Here is a 13784-nt window from a genome sequence, read left to right as displayed (position 1 = left end):
CAGCCGCGCAAGTGTTTACTAACTTGTTTGCCAAGCAACAAAAACAGTTCTCGCATCCGTAGTCCGCGAGTCGCGGGTCTTATTTTTCTCTCATGACATCACAACACTCAAGTTAATAAACGTCTCCCGTAAACAACCTAGCGGCATAACGGCTCGGTTCAGCAGATGCTAGCAAGCTTTGCTAGACCACAAGCACTAACCAACAGTCTGCTGCAACCAAATTGTTAGGCTGGACACAACTAGGTATCTCAACAATAGCATTAACTAGATGCACTGTTTTTTGCATTTAGCCAACAAGTGTTGTAAAACGTTACAAAAATTGTAGTAACAGTAATAGACCAAACTCGTCTAGAATTCTCGGAGGTAAACATCTGAACAGGATTTTTGGATAAATGGCAATCTACGCGATATGGAACAACAAAGGCGGTGTGGGGAAAAGCTACCTAACTTTTCAGCTAGCTTCAGAATATGCACGTCAGAATCCGCGCAAGAGAGTTTTAGTAGTTGACCTATGCCCACAGGCTAACTCATCTTCTATGCTTTTGGGTGGTATGGAGCAGGGGGAGGCGAGACTTACTCAAATTCATACACAGCAACCAAGACGCACAATTTCTGGATACATTGAAGATCGAATTCTAAGTCCATACGTATCTCCGAATTCAGGTGCTGGGTACATTACGCAAGTTTCGCATTACAACAACGCAGTGCCGAACAATGTATATCTTGTGGTTGGAGATGAGCAACTTGAAATACAATCTTCAAGAGTGTCAAGTGCTACAAATCCAGGTCCACAAGACGCTTGGCGCATTGTCCATCTGTGGATAAGAGATCTGATCGTAGATGTTCAAAACTCTTGGAACGATGAAGACAACTGTGTTTTTATTGACTGTAATCCGAGTTTCTCTATTTACACGGAGTTAGCACTAACGGCTGCTGAACGCTTGATCATTCCTTTTTCTGCTGATGGTTCTTCAAAGAGAGCAGTCAAGGCAGTGTTAGCACTGGTTTACGGTATCCGAAGACATGCTGGGGACACTCAATCAGAATTTTTCTTAGAGACAGAAAGGTATCGTATGGCGCAACCCACGATATATATGTATGTGGGCAATAGGCTCACACAGATGAATAGTTCCTCTGCGTCTGCCTTCAGAACTGTAGTGAGTGAGATCGGTAAAGAAATATGGGAGGTTTGGAAAACAACTCCTCAGTTTTTCTGTATTCATCCTGGTAGTGCCTCAACACCAGTTAGTCAAAAAGCTTTTAGAGATATGTTTCAGTATGAAGTTAATGATGCCAACACTGCCTCAGTTGTTTCGGGTGCATTGGGTATCCCAATAGCATCTTTAACTGCTGGTCAAAAACCTGTAGCTGGTAGAAACATTTCCGTCAATCAATCTCAACTAGATAAACAGGTACCGAATATACGAGACCTTGTACAAAAAATTGAGTAGGGACTATTTTCAGTCTAACTACTTAATTGGCTGAATCTTTCTGTCTAAGATTTCAGATTATGGGAGTCAGGAGAAGCTTGTCAGCCTAGTAATTTCACCCTGATAGATCATTAATCTCTCGGCGCAGCAACCACTTCAGCCTGTTTTTTCTGCGCTTTATCAGGGTGAAAATACGCCTCTAACACTTGTCGCACCATCGGAGCCGCAAACGATCCGCCGCCGCCACCAGAGTTTTCACCAAAGGCAACCACCACAATTTTAGGCTTATCGACCGGAGAAAATGCCCCAAACCAGGTGTGAGACTCGCGTCCAAAATCTTCTGCGGTGCCGCTTTTTCCGGCGATCGCCAAATCTGTTCCACTAAACGCCGCCGTTGCAGTGCCACCATTCACCACGCCATGCAGCCCTTCATGCAAAATCCGAACGGTTTCGGGCTTCAGTTTGAGAGCTTCGCGCCAGGTTTGGGCAGCTTCGTTGTCCTTGAGGAGATGGGGCTTGACGCGATAACCGCCGTTGGCAGCAATCGCAAACATTCCCGCAACTTGTAGCGGCGTGCATTGCAGGAAGCCTTGCCCGATCGACATGTTCACCGTGTCGCCCAAAAACCAGCTTTCATGGACTTCTTTTTGTTTCCACTCGTCGTCGGGCACTAGTCCGGCTGCTTCTTCGTTGCCTAGCTCAATGCCAGTTTTTTGCCCAAACCCAAAGCGACGAGTCCACTGAATCAAGGTTTGGTCACCGACCCCCATACCAATCTGGTAGAAAAAGGTGTCGCTACTCCAGGTGAGTGCGCCCACAAATCCTTGAGGGCCAAACCCGGCATGGTTCCAATCGCCAAAATCAATGCCGCCGACTCGAATTGATGCCGAAGTTGCCAACACGGTGTCGGGCGAAAACTTGCCTGACTCTAAGCCTGCCGTGGTGGTGACAATCTTGAACGTACTCGCAGGCGGATAGCCCTGCAACGCCCGATTGACAAACGGATGGTCTGTACTCTGCAACCGTTCCCACTGTTTTTCTGAGATGCGAGTTGAGAATAAATTGGGGTCAAACGCGGGACGGCTGACCATTGCCAAAATTGCGCCATTGTTTGGGTCGATCGCGACGATCGCGCCTTTGCGATTGCCTAACGCAGTTTCGGCGGCTTTTTGCAGGTCAAGGTCGATCGTCAAAGTCACGTCTTTACCCGCGTGAGTCTGCTTTTCTCCTAAAATCTTGACCACATTTCCGGCACCATCGACTTCTACCTGCTGCCCTCCCCACTCGCCTCGCAAATCTTGCTCACGAGCAGATTCAATGCCCATCTGACCAATCACGTCACCGAGTCGATAGTTGTCTTGCGGATGCTTTTTAAAGTCGTCATCCGTCAGTTCTCCGGTGTAGCCCAGCACATGAGCCGCCAAATCACCGTTGGGATAGTTCCGCACGGCTTCTGCATCGACCTGAACACCATCCAGTTCGCCGATATTTTCTGCTAAAGCTGTGACCTTTTGAGGACTGATGCTGCGCGCAATGCGGACTCGATAGGGCGAATTATAGCCTTCTTGCTCTAAGCGCTTTTGAATGTCGGCAACGGGAATGTTGAGAATTTGCGAGACGCGCGCCAGAGTTTGGCTCCACTCAGCCTTCTTTTGAGCAAGGGGCCACAAAAAGACCGAGTGAGATAAGCGACTGCCTGCGAGAATTTTGCCTGTGCGATCGAGAATCTTGCCTCGCTCTGGCTGTTTGGGCAGCAGTCGAATGCGGTTACTTTCTGCCATTTCTCGATTTTGATGACCTTGCATGAGCTGAAGATAGGCAAGGCGACCCCCCAACCCTCCTAAGATGATCGCAGTCACTCCAAACATCAGCATTAGTGCTTGGTGTTTGCGACCGACACTGCGGGCATGTTTTTGATGAGCGATCGTAGTCGGAGGTGATTGAATCAAAGTCATAACTGACGATAGACATCTTTAAAGTGAGTGCAGACAGAAAATTTAGATGATATAAAGTATCGATTATTCTAAGTTAAGTTGGGAATTCAGCGATTTAGATGGGAAATCTAGGGCTGACTACCCGATTTAGAATGATAGTTTCGTGATTATTCTTTAGATAACTTTACCTAAACGTTAACGGACGAGCAATCTTTCTGACTAGCTCCAACTTGGGCGAGTAAGATAGACCAGACGTTAGATCTAACATCTTCATCGGGGATCAGGCAAGCTACCTTCGGCGCAGACCGGGAATTACCGCAGGAAATCGTCACTATGTCTCAGACGGCAACGCAGAATCAGCAAGCAACTGACACCCATGTTGGGTTTGATGTTGAACTGCGGAAAGTATTCAAAGTGTTTAACGGCGATACGGTCGTTCGGGGGGTTGATCTCAGCATTCGACGCGGTGAATTCTTTAGCATTCTAGGGCCGTCTGGATGCGGCAAAACTACGACTTTGCGCTTGATTGCCGGGTTTGAGACTCCCAGCGCTGGCGATGTGCTGATTCGCGGACAATCGATGCTCAATGTGCCGCCCTATCGCAGACCCGCCAATACGGTTTTTCAAAACTACGCGCTATTTAGCCATTTGACGGTTTGGGAGAATGTTGCCTTTGGGCTGCGAATCAAAAAATGCCGCAAGTCAGAAACGCAAGAGCGCGTCAAGGAAGCGCTGAAGCTGGTGAAGATGGATGGGTTTGCCAACCGTTTCCCGGCGCAACTGTCAGGCGGGCAGCAGCAGCGAGTCGCGTTGGCACGAGCGTTGATCAACCGTCCTACCGTAGTTTTGTTAGATGAACCTCTGGGCGCACTTGATCTCAAGTTACGCAAAGAAATGCAGGTGGAGCTGTCGAATTTGCACCAAGAATTAGGTGTAACCTTTGTGCTAGTGACGCACGATCAGGAAGAAGCGCTGAGTTTGTCCGATCGCATTGCCGTGATGGTTGAGGGCAAAGTCGAACAAATCGGTACGCCGAGCCAAATCTACGATCGTCCTCAAACGCCGTTTGTTGCTGATTTTATTGGAGACACCAATCTGTTTCGCGGCAAAATTGAGGGTGCCCACCCGACTATGTTGTGGATTATTACTGATCGGGGATTGAAAATGAAAGTGCAGCCCACCGATGCCAGCGGGTTGCCGCTCACGTCTGGGGCAGTGGTGGTGAGTGTACGCCCTGAAAAGGTGAATGTCAGCTTCTCGCCGCCCGATGACGCAATCAACTGTTTTGAGGGACGACTCAAGCACGTCATGTATCTGGGCACTCATGTCCACTACGTCGTGCAGCTACGATCGGGCGATCAGCTCACGGTTCGTCAACCCAATGCGCTGAACGTTCCCGATAGTGATACGCCGATTTATTTGCACTGGGGCGCAGATGATTGTCTGGCGTTACCAGAATGAATCACATGGCTGATTTTTTGACTCGTTCTCTTCACGCTTCTCGATCGCGGCGGCGATTTTTGCAAACCTCGATCGCTGGGTTGTCGAGCATGGCGCTTTCAAGCTGTGGCTGGACTTTAGCCAAGGTGCAGACCGATCAGGTGCGGCGCGGGGCGGCTGATGAATTGCATATTTACACCTGGTCAAACTATGTAGATCAAGATTTGATTGATGCGTTTCGATCGCAAACGGGCATCAAAGTCATTTCTGATGTGTTTGATTCTAACGAGATGATGTTAGCAACCTTTCAAGCAGGCAAAGCCGGGACTTACAGCATCATCTACCCTTCTGACTATAAAGTGTCTCAGATGGTGCAATTGGGCTATCTGAGCGAGTTAGACCATTCTCGTCTTGATGGGCTTCGCAACATTTTGCCGAGGTTTCAGCAGTCAGTCCACGATCCGGGCAATCGCTTCAGCGTCCCGGTGAGTTGGGGCACCACAGGGCTGATTTACAACAGCGAAAAACTCACAGAGCCGCCCACCGATTGGGATTATCTCTGGAAGCACAAAGATAAATTGACTCGCCGCCTGACTCTGATGGACGATTTTCGAGAAGTCATGGGGGCAACGCTGCGATCGCTCGGCTATTCCTATAACGCCACCGATCCGCAGCAGATCAAGCAAGCCTACGAAAAATTGCAAGAACTCAAACCCGCGATCACGACGTTTACCACTGACGCGTGGCGCGATCAGTTGCTTGCGGGCGATTTGACGATCGCGATGGGCTATTCTGCTGATGCGGTTAACGTGATGAATCAAAATCCCAAGCTCAAATATGTGATTCCGGCTAGTGGAACCTCTTTGTGGAGCGATACGATGGTGATTCCTAAAACGGCTCCAAATCCCGAAGCTGCCTACGCCTGGATGGATTTTATGCTGGAACCTGACGTTGCCGCCAGAGTCACTGAGCGTCTGTTCTTCGCGACTCCTAACGAAGCTGCCTTCAACCAACTCCCCGACAATTTAAAGAACAACGTGACTCTGTTTCCCCCTCACAATCTCCTCGATCGTTCTGAAACGCTTGCCCCACTCGATAAACCCATCCTAGAACTGTACGAAAAATATTGGACAAAGCTGACGAGCAGCTAAACATATAGCAATCCTAAGTGAATGGTGGGATGGGCATCTTGCCCGTACAGGCTGGAAGCCTGTCCCACTCTTACAACTGAAACAGGATTGCTATAGCCTCACTAAACTAGCCTCTCTACCACTCAAAATTCTCTTAACGTGTCTACCAAAGCCCCCTCTGCCCCCGCTCAAGTTCAAACGTCTTCCCCTCAGTGGCTACAAGCTCTTTTGCTCTTAGCTCCGGCAGGCATTTGGCTCGCGTTGCTGTTGGTGATTCCCACACTGCTGATTTTTCAACTGAGTTTGGTGCCTGATATCAAGCCCGGAGACATTGTGAACCCGTCAGGGCTAGATAACTATTTGCGAATCTTCCAGCCAGATGTGCTGAAGGTGATTGGTCGATCGCTGCTCTTTGCGATCGGAACGACGCTGCTCTGTCTGCTGATGGGCTTCCCGGTCGCCTATTGGATTGCGCTACTCTCCCCCAAACGCTGGCGAAATTTGCTGCTATTAGCCTTTGTGCTGCCGCTCTGGACTTCCTCACTTTTGCGCTCCTACGCCTGGATTAGTATCTTGCGTCCGACGGGCGTTCTCAACACGCTGCTGACGAGTCTGCACCTACCCACACTAGATCTACTCAATCGCTCACCTGCCGTGTTGATTGGCATGACCTACAGTCTGCTGCCCTACATGGTGCTGATTCTCTATGCCTCTTTAGAAAAGCTCGATCGTCGCTTTTTAGAAGCTGCTGCCGACTTAGGCGCAACTCCTCCGCAAGCATTTTGGAAGGTAACCGTGCCGCAGACTCTCCCCGGAATCGCCGCAGGTTCCTTACTCGTGTTCATCACGGGGTTAGGAGATTTTATCAATCCCGAACTGTTGGGCGGCACGTCGAGCATGACGGCAGCGCGACTGATCTATAACCAATTTTTGGGTGCCACTCAAAACTGGGGATTTGGGTCGGCTCTGAGCATGGTGTTAATTTTGGCAGTTAGTTTAGCGATCGCGCTGCTCATCAAATACGGCGACAAAAATGCAAGCTCCCTCTAAAAATCCCATTCGCATCTCCTGGCAAGCGCTGTTTTCGGTGCTGATGTTTGGCTTCATGTATCTACCAATTTTGGTGCTGGGGTTCTACAGTTTTAACCAGTCGCCCAACAGCGCTCAGTGGGGTGGGTTTACGCTATCGTGGTATGTCAAATTCTTTAATGACAGTCGCATTCTCTCAGCGTTGTCAGATAGCTTGAAGGTTGCATTTTGTGCAGTTGGAATTTCTGCAATCATTGGCACTCTTATGGCAGTGGGATTAGCGCGTTACAAATTTCCTGGCAAACAGTTATATCAGGGTGTATCTTACCTACCATTAATCATTCCAGATATTGCGATCGCGGTTTCGACGTTAGTATTCCTCGCCGTAATCGCAGTGCCGTTGAGTTTGTGGACGATCGTCGCAGCGCATACTGTATTTTGTTTGTCCTACGTAGCGTTTGTAGTCTCGACTCGCCTCGTCAATCTCAATCCGCATTTAGAAGAAGCCGCGCAGGATTTAGGAGCCACACCTTACCAATCGTTGGTGATGGTGCTATTGCCGGAATTAATGCCCGCCATTGTTTCGGGCTGTTTATTGGCGTTTGTTCTCAGCATGGATGACTTTCTGATTTCCAGTTTTACCGCCGGGGGTGGTGCGACCACGCTGCCGATGGAGATTTTTAGCCGCATTCGCACTAGTGTTAAGCCTGATATTAATGCGCTTAGTGTAGTTCTAATGGTGACTTCTGGCGCGGTGGCTCTAATTGCTGAAACCATTCGCTATCGCAGTGAAAAGAAGCGACTTCAGTAAGCGATAAAATCTGTGCAAAATAGAGTCAGTTCTCTTACTGAAGTTGATTTTATGATTGCCACGACGCTCTCCACGTCTCACCCGATTCAGTCGCATCCGCACGATCGCTTTGCGATCACATTCGCGCCCCTGTCTCTAGAAGAGGTTTACGCATTGGCAGACGATGAGGCTAACGGAGCGATCGTGGTGATGAGTGGCATGGTTCGCAACAAAACTGATGGCAAGGCAGTCGAATCACTAGAATATCAAGCCTATGAGCCGATGGCGATGCGAGTCTTTCAGCAAATTGCGGCAGAGATTCGCAAAACCTGGGCAGATGTAAATCGTGTCGTGATTCATCATCGCGTTGGCAAGCTGCAAATTGGTCAAATTAGCGTGTTGATTGCAGTCGGGTGTCCCCACAGATCGGAAGCATTTGAAGCCTGTCAGTTCGCGATCGATACCCTCAAACACAACGCCCCCATTTGGAAAAAAGAACACTGGCAAGATGGCTCTAGTAGCTGGGTGAGCATTGCTGCTTGCGAAGAAAATGACTGCTAGAAGAACCTTGTGAACAGTAGCCGCTGATCGATAATAGGATCAAGGCTCCAAGAGTGCCGTTGTTCGAGGATGGAGCGTTTTGAGGAGGCATGATGCAAGCAGTGATCACCCAAGCCGAGCCGATGACCTTTGAGGAGTTTCTTCAATGGGATGATGGCAGCGATCGTAGTTTTGAACTCATTGATGGAATTCCTGTGCCAGTTGACGAACCCAATGCAAACCACGAAGATGTCGCTGACGACTTGTGCGATCTGCTCAAAGCTCATTGCAGCGATCGAAAACTCCCCTATGTTCCGAAGAGACTGAAACAGGTCAGGTTTAAAACTCTTCCCGGCAAAAAGGAGAAAAGCCGCAAGCCTGATATCGTCGTCTTTGCTCAGGCAGAGTGGCAAAAAATGAAAGGGCTTTTCAAGTCGGCAGCGGCTTATGTCTGCCCTCCAATGGTGATTGAGGTTGTTAGCAACAACTGGAGAGATGATTACCTGACGAAACTTGCAGACTACGGTGAGTTGGGAGTTTCAGAATACTGGGTTGTAGACTATGCTGCGATCGGAGGACGGCTCTACATTGGCAACCCAAAACAACCAACGATTAGCATCTACACTCTGGACGAGAGTGGAGAATACCAGCTTGCCCAGTTCCGAGGAAACGACCTTATCTTCTCTCCACTGTTCCCAGACCTTAATTTGTCTGCCGAGCAAGTTCTCAAGGTTGGATAAAGGTTTAGATCGGAGCCTGCGAACAAGTCTGCTGAGTTGTTCTAATGGGTTTAAACGTCTGAAGTCGTTTAGTTTCGACTAAAACCTCGCTAGAGACAAGATCAAAACAGTCAAAATTCTCAGCCAAAGTCAACAATGTATTACTAAGCACAACAACAGATTGAACTCAGTTGTATATCCTGTACAAAGTGACGCTCGATTGAGTTGAACGCTCTAGCATTGCCGCACACTCACCATCATGACCGATCAACTAACTTATCCGAGAGGCTGCACGTTTGCCGAATCTGATTGGGATATCTTGTCTCAATTTTGGTATCCGATCGCATTTAGCCACCACGTTAAAGACCAGCCGATTTCAGCGACTCTGCTTGATCAGCGCCTAGTCATTTGGCGAACGACTGCGGGGCTGTCTGTGGCAAATGATATCTGCTTGCATCGTGGCGTTCCACTAAGCATGGGTCAAGTTCAGTCTGATCAATTGGTGTGTAAATATCACGGCTTTCACTACTCGTCTGAGGGTCGCTGTGTGCTGATTCCATCTCAGCCCGGTGCCAGCATTCCGCCAAAACTTTGTCTAAAGACCTATCCAGTTAAAGAAGCCTATGGATTGATTTGGACTTCTTTAGCGGGGGGCGAATCGCATCCTCTACCCGATTTTTTTGAATGGGAGGATGCCGACTATCAGCAAATATTGCCCAATGCAGTCGATTTGAATGCGGCAGCCGGGAGACAGATGGAAGGGTTTCTCGACGTGGCTCATTTTGCCTGGGTGCATACTGAAACTTTTGGCGATTCTAATAACCCGATCGTGCCCCGCTACGATGTGACACCGACAGCAAACGGCGTTCGTGCCGAATATCTCAGCACGGTCAGCAATTTTCCCAAAGGGCTGCAAGATCTTGCGCCTGCCGATTTTCAGTGGCTCCGCGTTTTTGACGTTTACTTTCCGTTTACGGCTCGGTTGACGGTTCACTTCCCAGACGATGGGCGCTTGTGTATTCTCAATGCCGCCTCTCCGATTTCTGCGCGCAAAACTCGTGTTTTTTGCCCCATTTGCCGCAACTTCGATCGTCAGATGCCGCTTGAACCTGTGTATGAATTTAATTATCAGGTGTTTGCTGAAGACAAGGAGGTCGTAGAGGCGCAATACCCTGAAGATTTGCCGCTAGAATTATTGGCTGAAGTACACATTCGGGCTGACAGGACTTCGATCGCCTATCGCAAAGGCTTAAGCGCACTCGGATTGGGCACCGTTTATACGGCTTGATTCAAAACTCAACCACAAAAAACTGGTGCCAAATTCTGAGAATTTGGCACCATGCGAGAAATTTCAACGATTTGTAAAAATATCGTTAGCGGTGGAAGCGACGCTGCTTCTGTTTCGCCAAGGCTTTGCGCTTCCGCTTCTCGATCGGGGTTTCAAAATGACGGTGCTTTCGCATGTCTGGGAAGATGCCTGCTTTAGACACTTCACGTTTAAATCGGCGCAACACGGAGTCAATTCTTTCGTCTTCGCCAGGAATCACTTGAGTCATCGGTTCTCCTGATTTAATCAACTACAACCTCTATCAAAAAAAGCAGACGAGGGTCTGCCTTCAAGAGGATTTAACGTCAGTTTCCTAGCTTATCAGCTTAATAGCGTCTAGGGGGGCGACCACCGCCACCGCCCGACGGCCCTCGATCTTCGCGAGGCTTAGCCTTGTTTACTTTTAGATCCCGACCCATCCACTCTGCACCGTCTAATGCTGCGATCGCGGCATCTTCTTCTGCATCAGTGCCCATCTCGACAAACCCAAACCCGCGCATCCGCCCCGTTTCGCGATCAGTCGGCAGTTGTACCCGCTTGACCGTTCCGTATTCAGCAAAGATCTCAGTTAGGTCCTCTTGCTTGACCTCATAAGAGAGATTGCCCACGTAAATTGACATGAAATTGTCTCCAGAATCCAAGAAAGTGTGGAGAGTTAGATTCGGAGAGACGCTGATGAACACGAATTACACAGCCGAAAATAAATCCTGACGTTAGCCTAGCACAGGATTTGGGGTAGCGATCACGTCAAATGGTCATGATTCGCTGCTTTTTCAAATCATAACGCCCACACGGTCAAGAAGAAACGCTACGCTGTATAGCGAGACAGCAAAAGAGGTTTGTGGATTCGATGGGTTCTATTCAAGAAGTATTTTTAGAGACAGATTGGGATGATGCGGCGCAAGCCCGACAAAAGCGAGATGAGCGGATTTTAGCCCTACAGTCCACTGGTCTGGTGTGTGTCGGGCAAGATCTCTACAATATTTTAAATGGAAGGCGCGTTTTTGTCCTGGTAGCATCGCCTCCATCGCCCGTAGAGCCGAGTCGAGACGAAAATTCTAAGGCGCGATCGCTGCGTCCGCAAAAGCGTGACCCGTCAGAACCGCGCAAAACCAATCATCCTCTCCCTCAATATGAGGTTCGTTAACAGAGCAGGTTGACTGAGATTTTTGTAAAGAGTTTATAAAGTTAAGCGCTTTCTATACGAATAGTTCCGGAAGATTCCTTTCTAGGACGTAAGAAATAATCGTCAGCGTCGAAAAGTCAGTATTCTTGACGAGACGGCTTAGATCAATGAAGTGAGAAGAATCACCCGTTTAAACTCAGCAAACTGAATTTTAGGGGTGCTTCTTTGACTGAGGCAGTATTGACCATTACTGTACCTACGCTATTAGGTACGGTCGTTTTACGTCTTAAGGAAAATTTGGAGTTATGAATCCTGATAACGGACTGTCTGCTCTACCCTCAGATCCCCTGTCTGAGAGCCTCTCTACTAAGCCAACCCTCAAGGGTGGAGAAATTAACGACCCGATCGCGGTTGGGTTAGCCTTCACTTCCGCTTCGTCTCTCACTGATTTTACGCCTCAACCCTTTGCAGGTGATCCGTATACGGGTGCCTCATCAACGATTTCTGAGTCTTTGCCGATCGTTCAAGTGCAAGTTGCACCAAACGATTTAATATCGCTGGGAATGCCCGCCACATCCTTGCCCCAGCCAAGCTCTAGGACTGCTAGTCTCTCTACCGATCCTGTCACTTCTCAACCTCCAGACATCGGAGTTGCGCCAGTCGTGCCGTCACCTGCTCCTGAAACGGTGACTGGAGAGATCGCATTCATCGATTCTAGTTTGCCAAACTACCAAAGCTTGGTAGCTGGAGTTCGTCCCGGAGTCACCGTCGTGATTTTAGAGGGCGATCGAGACGGCATTGCTCAAATAACTAAGGTGTTAAAAAGCGCTGAAAATGTTTCTGCAATTCATCTCATCTCACCGGGTGATGCAGGAGTCTTAAACTTGGGGGTAACTCAGCTAACAGTAGACTCATTAGACGTTTATGGGGCTAGTCTGCGACGCTGGGCATCTGCTCTCACGCCCGACGCTGACATTTTGCTGTACGGGTCTAATGTGGGCGCTGGAGCAGTCGGCACTGAGTTTATGCAAAAGTTTAGTCAACTGACAACTGCCGATATTGCAGCATCCACTAACCCAACTGGCAGCGCCAATCTTGGCGGAGACTGGGATTTAGAAAAGACGGTATTAGAAGTCAATAGCGGTGACATTGCGGCTAAAGGTGCGTTTCAGCCCTCTCTGACTTCAACCTACAGTGGAGTCTTTACCGCTACTTAGAGTTAATGGGTGATGAGCGTCACAAGATTTTTCTGAACAAGCGTTGCACCATCTTGAAGCTCAATTAGCGTAAATCCTTCTATGGTCGAATTAAAAAGTTAGTGGTGCTGAGTGCAAGACTTGTTGTGAGCGTTGCAAAACGTCCACCGCCACCCAGACCTGATGTTGCTCCATTCTCGTTATAGAGCAAGTCTCCGGTGCCTCGGTTGTAGACAATCTTAGCGGCAAGCGTTGCAGCAGAACCACTATTCTGAAAACTGACTTGTCCATCAAACAAGATGTTTCCTGAATTTGATCGATTTTCCAGATTCTCAAGTTGAACGTTTTGTAAGATGATTTTGGTATCAGTGCTGTCAAACGTGAGTTCCAGATTTGCACCGACTTGAGTTAAGAGGAGATTGCGAGCCGTCAAGCCTGCGCCCTGGAATTGAATGACATCCGCTTCAGCTAGGGTAAATGAATTGGGGGACTTGCCGATGCTACCAAAGTCAGTGATGGTATTGGTGCCGTCACCCAAGCTGTAGATAAATCGATCGCGACCCCCTCCCCCTGTCAACGTATCGTTTGCTATTGACTTCGATCCGTGGGCCGCGACCCAGACTACCTGGAGAAAAGGAACAGCCGCAAAGTCATCGATCGTGGCAGTCCCACCTGTAATCTCCATAGTAACGGTCACGGGAATACCCGTGCGGGCTGAGAGGACGAGGTTGTAAAGGTAGCTAGTTGTCCCCCCGGTTCCCTCCTCACTGTTGATTACGATGGGAACGAGCGAAACCACAGGCAACGCTTCAAAAGCGCCAATATCAACCTGTTCACTAATGATGCGAGAAAAGCTGCTACCGCGCTGATCACCACGCACTCTATCGGGAATCAGCGTATTAGTCCCAGTATTGCGGGCAGGGCTATCCGGCAACAGCGCATGGGTGAGAGTTTGTCCACCATTGTTCGCCAGAGGAGCCAATCTGGGATCGCCGTGACCTGACTGTCTACTCGCCACGATTGAGAAATGGACTTTTGGATTGTTCTCCCGCATCAACGATAAGATGAGGTTTGTTCTAGAGCAGGAGAAAAGAGGTTGTTAGCATGATTCGGATTGAATTCA

General features: G+C 48.9%; 14 protein-coding genes. 10 read left to right on the top strand and 4 right to left on the bottom strand.

What is annotated here, in order from left to right; all coding sequences use genetic code 11:
• The first annotated feature begins 392 nt into the window (after window positions 1-392).
• Complete coding sequence (locus BRW63_RS26105) at window positions 393-1451, top strand: ParA family protein (RefSeq protein ID WP_073075248.1); 1059 nt, start codon at window positions 393-395, stop codon at window positions 1449-1451.
• A gap of 110 nt (window positions 1452-1561) precedes the next feature.
• Here BRW63_RS26105 and mrdA read toward each other — a convergent pair whose 3' ends face one another.
• Window positions 1562-3385 (bottom strand): penicillin-binding protein 2, encoded by a 1824-nt coding sequence (gene mrdA / locus BRW63_RS26100; protein ID WP_073075247.1) that lies wholly within the window; start codon window positions 3383-3385, stop codon window positions 1562-1564.
• 312 nt (window positions 3386-3697) lie between these two features.
• Here mrdA and BRW63_RS26095 point away from each other — a divergent pair, with 312 nt between their 5' ends.
• The 7 genes from BRW63_RS26095 to BRW63_RS26065 all read left to right on the top strand — a co-directional run bounded on the left by BRW63_RS26095 (window position 3698) and on the right by BRW63_RS26065 (window position 10300).
• Window positions 3698-4825 carry an ABC transporter ATP-binding protein gene (locus BRW63_RS26095; protein ID WP_073075246.1) on the top strand — a complete coding sequence of 376 codons (1128 nt, stop codon included), beginning with the start codon at window positions 3698-3700 and terminating at the stop codon, window positions 4823-4825.
• Between the two features lie 5 nt (window positions 4826-4830).
• Window positions 4831-5955, top strand: a complete 1125-nt coding sequence (locus BRW63_RS26090; RefSeq protein WP_073075249.1) for an ABC transporter substrate-binding protein — start codon at window positions 4831-4833, stop codon at window positions 5953-5955.
• A gap of 138 nt (window positions 5956-6093) precedes the next feature.
• On the top strand, window positions 6094-6984 hold the full coding sequence (locus tag BRW63_RS26085) for an ABC transporter permease (RefSeq protein ID WP_073075245.1): 891 nt from the start codon (window positions 6094-6096) through the stop codon (window positions 6982-6984).
• The gene (locus BRW63_RS26080; RefSeq protein ID WP_073075244.1) at window positions 6968-7774 is read left to right on the top strand and encodes an ABC transporter permease; all 807 of its coding nucleotides are present in this window, start codon (window positions 6968-6970) and stop codon (window positions 7772-7774) included. The genes BRW63_RS26085 and BRW63_RS26080 overlap by 17 nt, the downstream gene beginning before the upstream one ends.
• Before the next feature lie 51 nt (window positions 7775-7825).
• Window positions 7826-8314, top strand: coding sequence for a molybdenum cofactor biosynthesis protein MoaE (locus BRW63_RS26075; RefSeq protein WP_073075243.1), 489 nt, complete (start codon window positions 7826-7828; stop codon window positions 8312-8314).
• An 89-nt stretch (window positions 8315-8403) separates the two neighbouring features.
• Window positions 8404-9033 (top strand): Uma2 family endonuclease, encoded by a 630-nt coding sequence (locus BRW63_RS26070; RefSeq protein ID WP_219898745.1) that lies wholly within the window; start codon window positions 8404-8406, stop codon window positions 9031-9033.
• 238 nt (window positions 9034-9271) lie between these two features.
• On the top strand, window positions 9272-10300 hold the full coding sequence (locus BRW63_RS26065; protein ID WP_073075241.1) for an aromatic ring-hydroxylating oxygenase subunit alpha: 1029 nt from the start codon (window positions 9272-9274) through the stop codon (window positions 10298-10300).
• Between the two features lie 85 nt (window positions 10301-10385).
• On the opposite strand, the gene rpsU is transcribed toward BRW63_RS26065, so the two are convergent.
• Together rpsU and BRW63_RS26055 are read right to left on the bottom strand one after the other, a co-directional pair.
• A complete protein-coding gene (gene rpsU, locus BRW63_RS26060; RefSeq protein WP_068817640.1) occupies window positions 10386-10568 on the bottom strand; it encodes a 30S ribosomal protein S21 in 183 nt (60 codons plus the stop codon).
• A 97-nt stretch (window positions 10569-10665) separates the two neighbouring features.
• The gene (locus tag BRW63_RS26055) at window positions 10666-10959 is read right to left on the bottom strand and encodes an RNA recognition motif domain-containing protein (RefSeq protein WP_068817638.1); all 294 of its coding nucleotides are present in this window, start codon (window positions 10957-10959) and stop codon (window positions 10666-10668) included.
• 230 nt (window positions 10960-11189) lie between these two features.
• Between BRW63_RS26055 and BRW63_RS26050 the strand changes: the two genes are divergently transcribed.
• Entirely contained in the window at window positions 11190-11486 is a 297-nt protein-coding gene (locus BRW63_RS26050; RefSeq protein ID WP_073075240.1) for a hypothetical protein, read from the top strand.
• A gap of 284 nt (window positions 11487-11770) precedes the next feature.
• A complete protein-coding gene (locus BRW63_RS26045; protein ID WP_073075239.1) occupies window positions 11771-12682 on the top strand; it encodes a DUF4347 domain-containing protein in 912 nt (303 codons plus the stop codon).
• A 79-nt stretch (window positions 12683-12761) separates the two neighbouring features.
• Here BRW63_RS26045 and BRW63_RS26040 read toward each other — a convergent pair whose 3' ends face one another.
• On the bottom strand, window positions 12762-13715 hold the full coding sequence (locus BRW63_RS26040) for a choice-of-anchor Q domain-containing protein (RefSeq protein WP_073075238.1): 954 nt from the start codon (window positions 13713-13715) through the stop codon (window positions 12762-12764).
• Window positions 13716-13784: the final 69 nt, after the last annotated feature.

The organism is Phormidesmis priestleyi ULC007 (assembly GCF_001895925.1).
GTDB lineage: Bacteria > Cyanobacteriota > Cyanobacteriia > Leptolyngbyales > Leptolyngbyaceae > Phormidesmis_A > Phormidesmis_A priestleyi_A.
The sequence above is the reverse complement of the archived record's forward strand: the minus strand, read 5'-3'. Positions and strand labels throughout refer to the sequence as shown.

Coding starts and splice junctions, on each gene's coding strand:
- BRW63_RS26040 (WP_073075238.1), bottom strand. CDS start 13,715: ATGCGGGAGAACAATCCAAAAGTCCATTTCTCAATCGTGGCGAGTAGA.
- BRW63_RS26075 (WP_073075243.1), top strand. CDS start 7,826: ATGATTGCCACGACGCTCTCCACGTCTCACCCGATTCAGTCGCATCCG.
- BRW63_RS26050 (WP_073075240.1), top strand. CDS start 11,190: ATGGGTTCTATTCAAGAAGTATTTTTAGAGACAGATTGGGATGATGCG.
- BRW63_RS26065 (WP_073075241.1), top strand. CDS start 9,272: ATGACCGATCAACTAACTTATCCGAGAGGCTGCACGTTTGCCGAATCT.
- rpsU (WP_068817640.1), bottom strand. CDS start 10,568: ATGACTCAAGTGATTCCTGGCGAAGACGAAAGAATTGACTCCGTGTTG.
- BRW63_RS26045 (WP_073075239.1), top strand. CDS start 11,771: ATGAATCCTGATAACGGACTGTCTGCTCTACCCTCAGATCCCCTGTCT.
- BRW63_RS26105 (WP_073075248.1), top strand. CDS start 393: ATGGCAATCTACGCGATATGGAACAACAAAGGCGGTGTGGGGAAAAGC.
- BRW63_RS26055 (WP_068817638.1), bottom strand. CDS start 10,959: ATGTCAATTTACGTGGGCAATCTCTCTTATGAGGTCAAGCAAGAGGAC.
- mrdA (WP_073075247.1), bottom strand. CDS start 3,385: ATGACTTTGATTCAATCACCTCCGACTACGATCGCTCATCAAAAACAT.
- BRW63_RS26090 (WP_073075249.1), top strand. CDS start 4,831: ATGGCTGATTTTTTGACTCGTTCTCTTCACGCTTCTCGATCGCGGCGG.
- BRW63_RS26070 (WP_219898745.1), top strand. CDS start 8,404: ATGATGCAAGCAGTGATCACCCAAGCCGAGCCGATGACCTTTGAGGAG.
- BRW63_RS26080 (WP_073075244.1), top strand. CDS start 6,968: ATGCAAGCTCCCTCTAAAAATCCCATTCGCATCTCCTGGCAAGCGCTG.
- BRW63_RS26095 (WP_073075246.1), top strand. CDS start 3,698: ATGTCTCAGACGGCAACGCAGAATCAGCAAGCAACTGACACCCATGTT.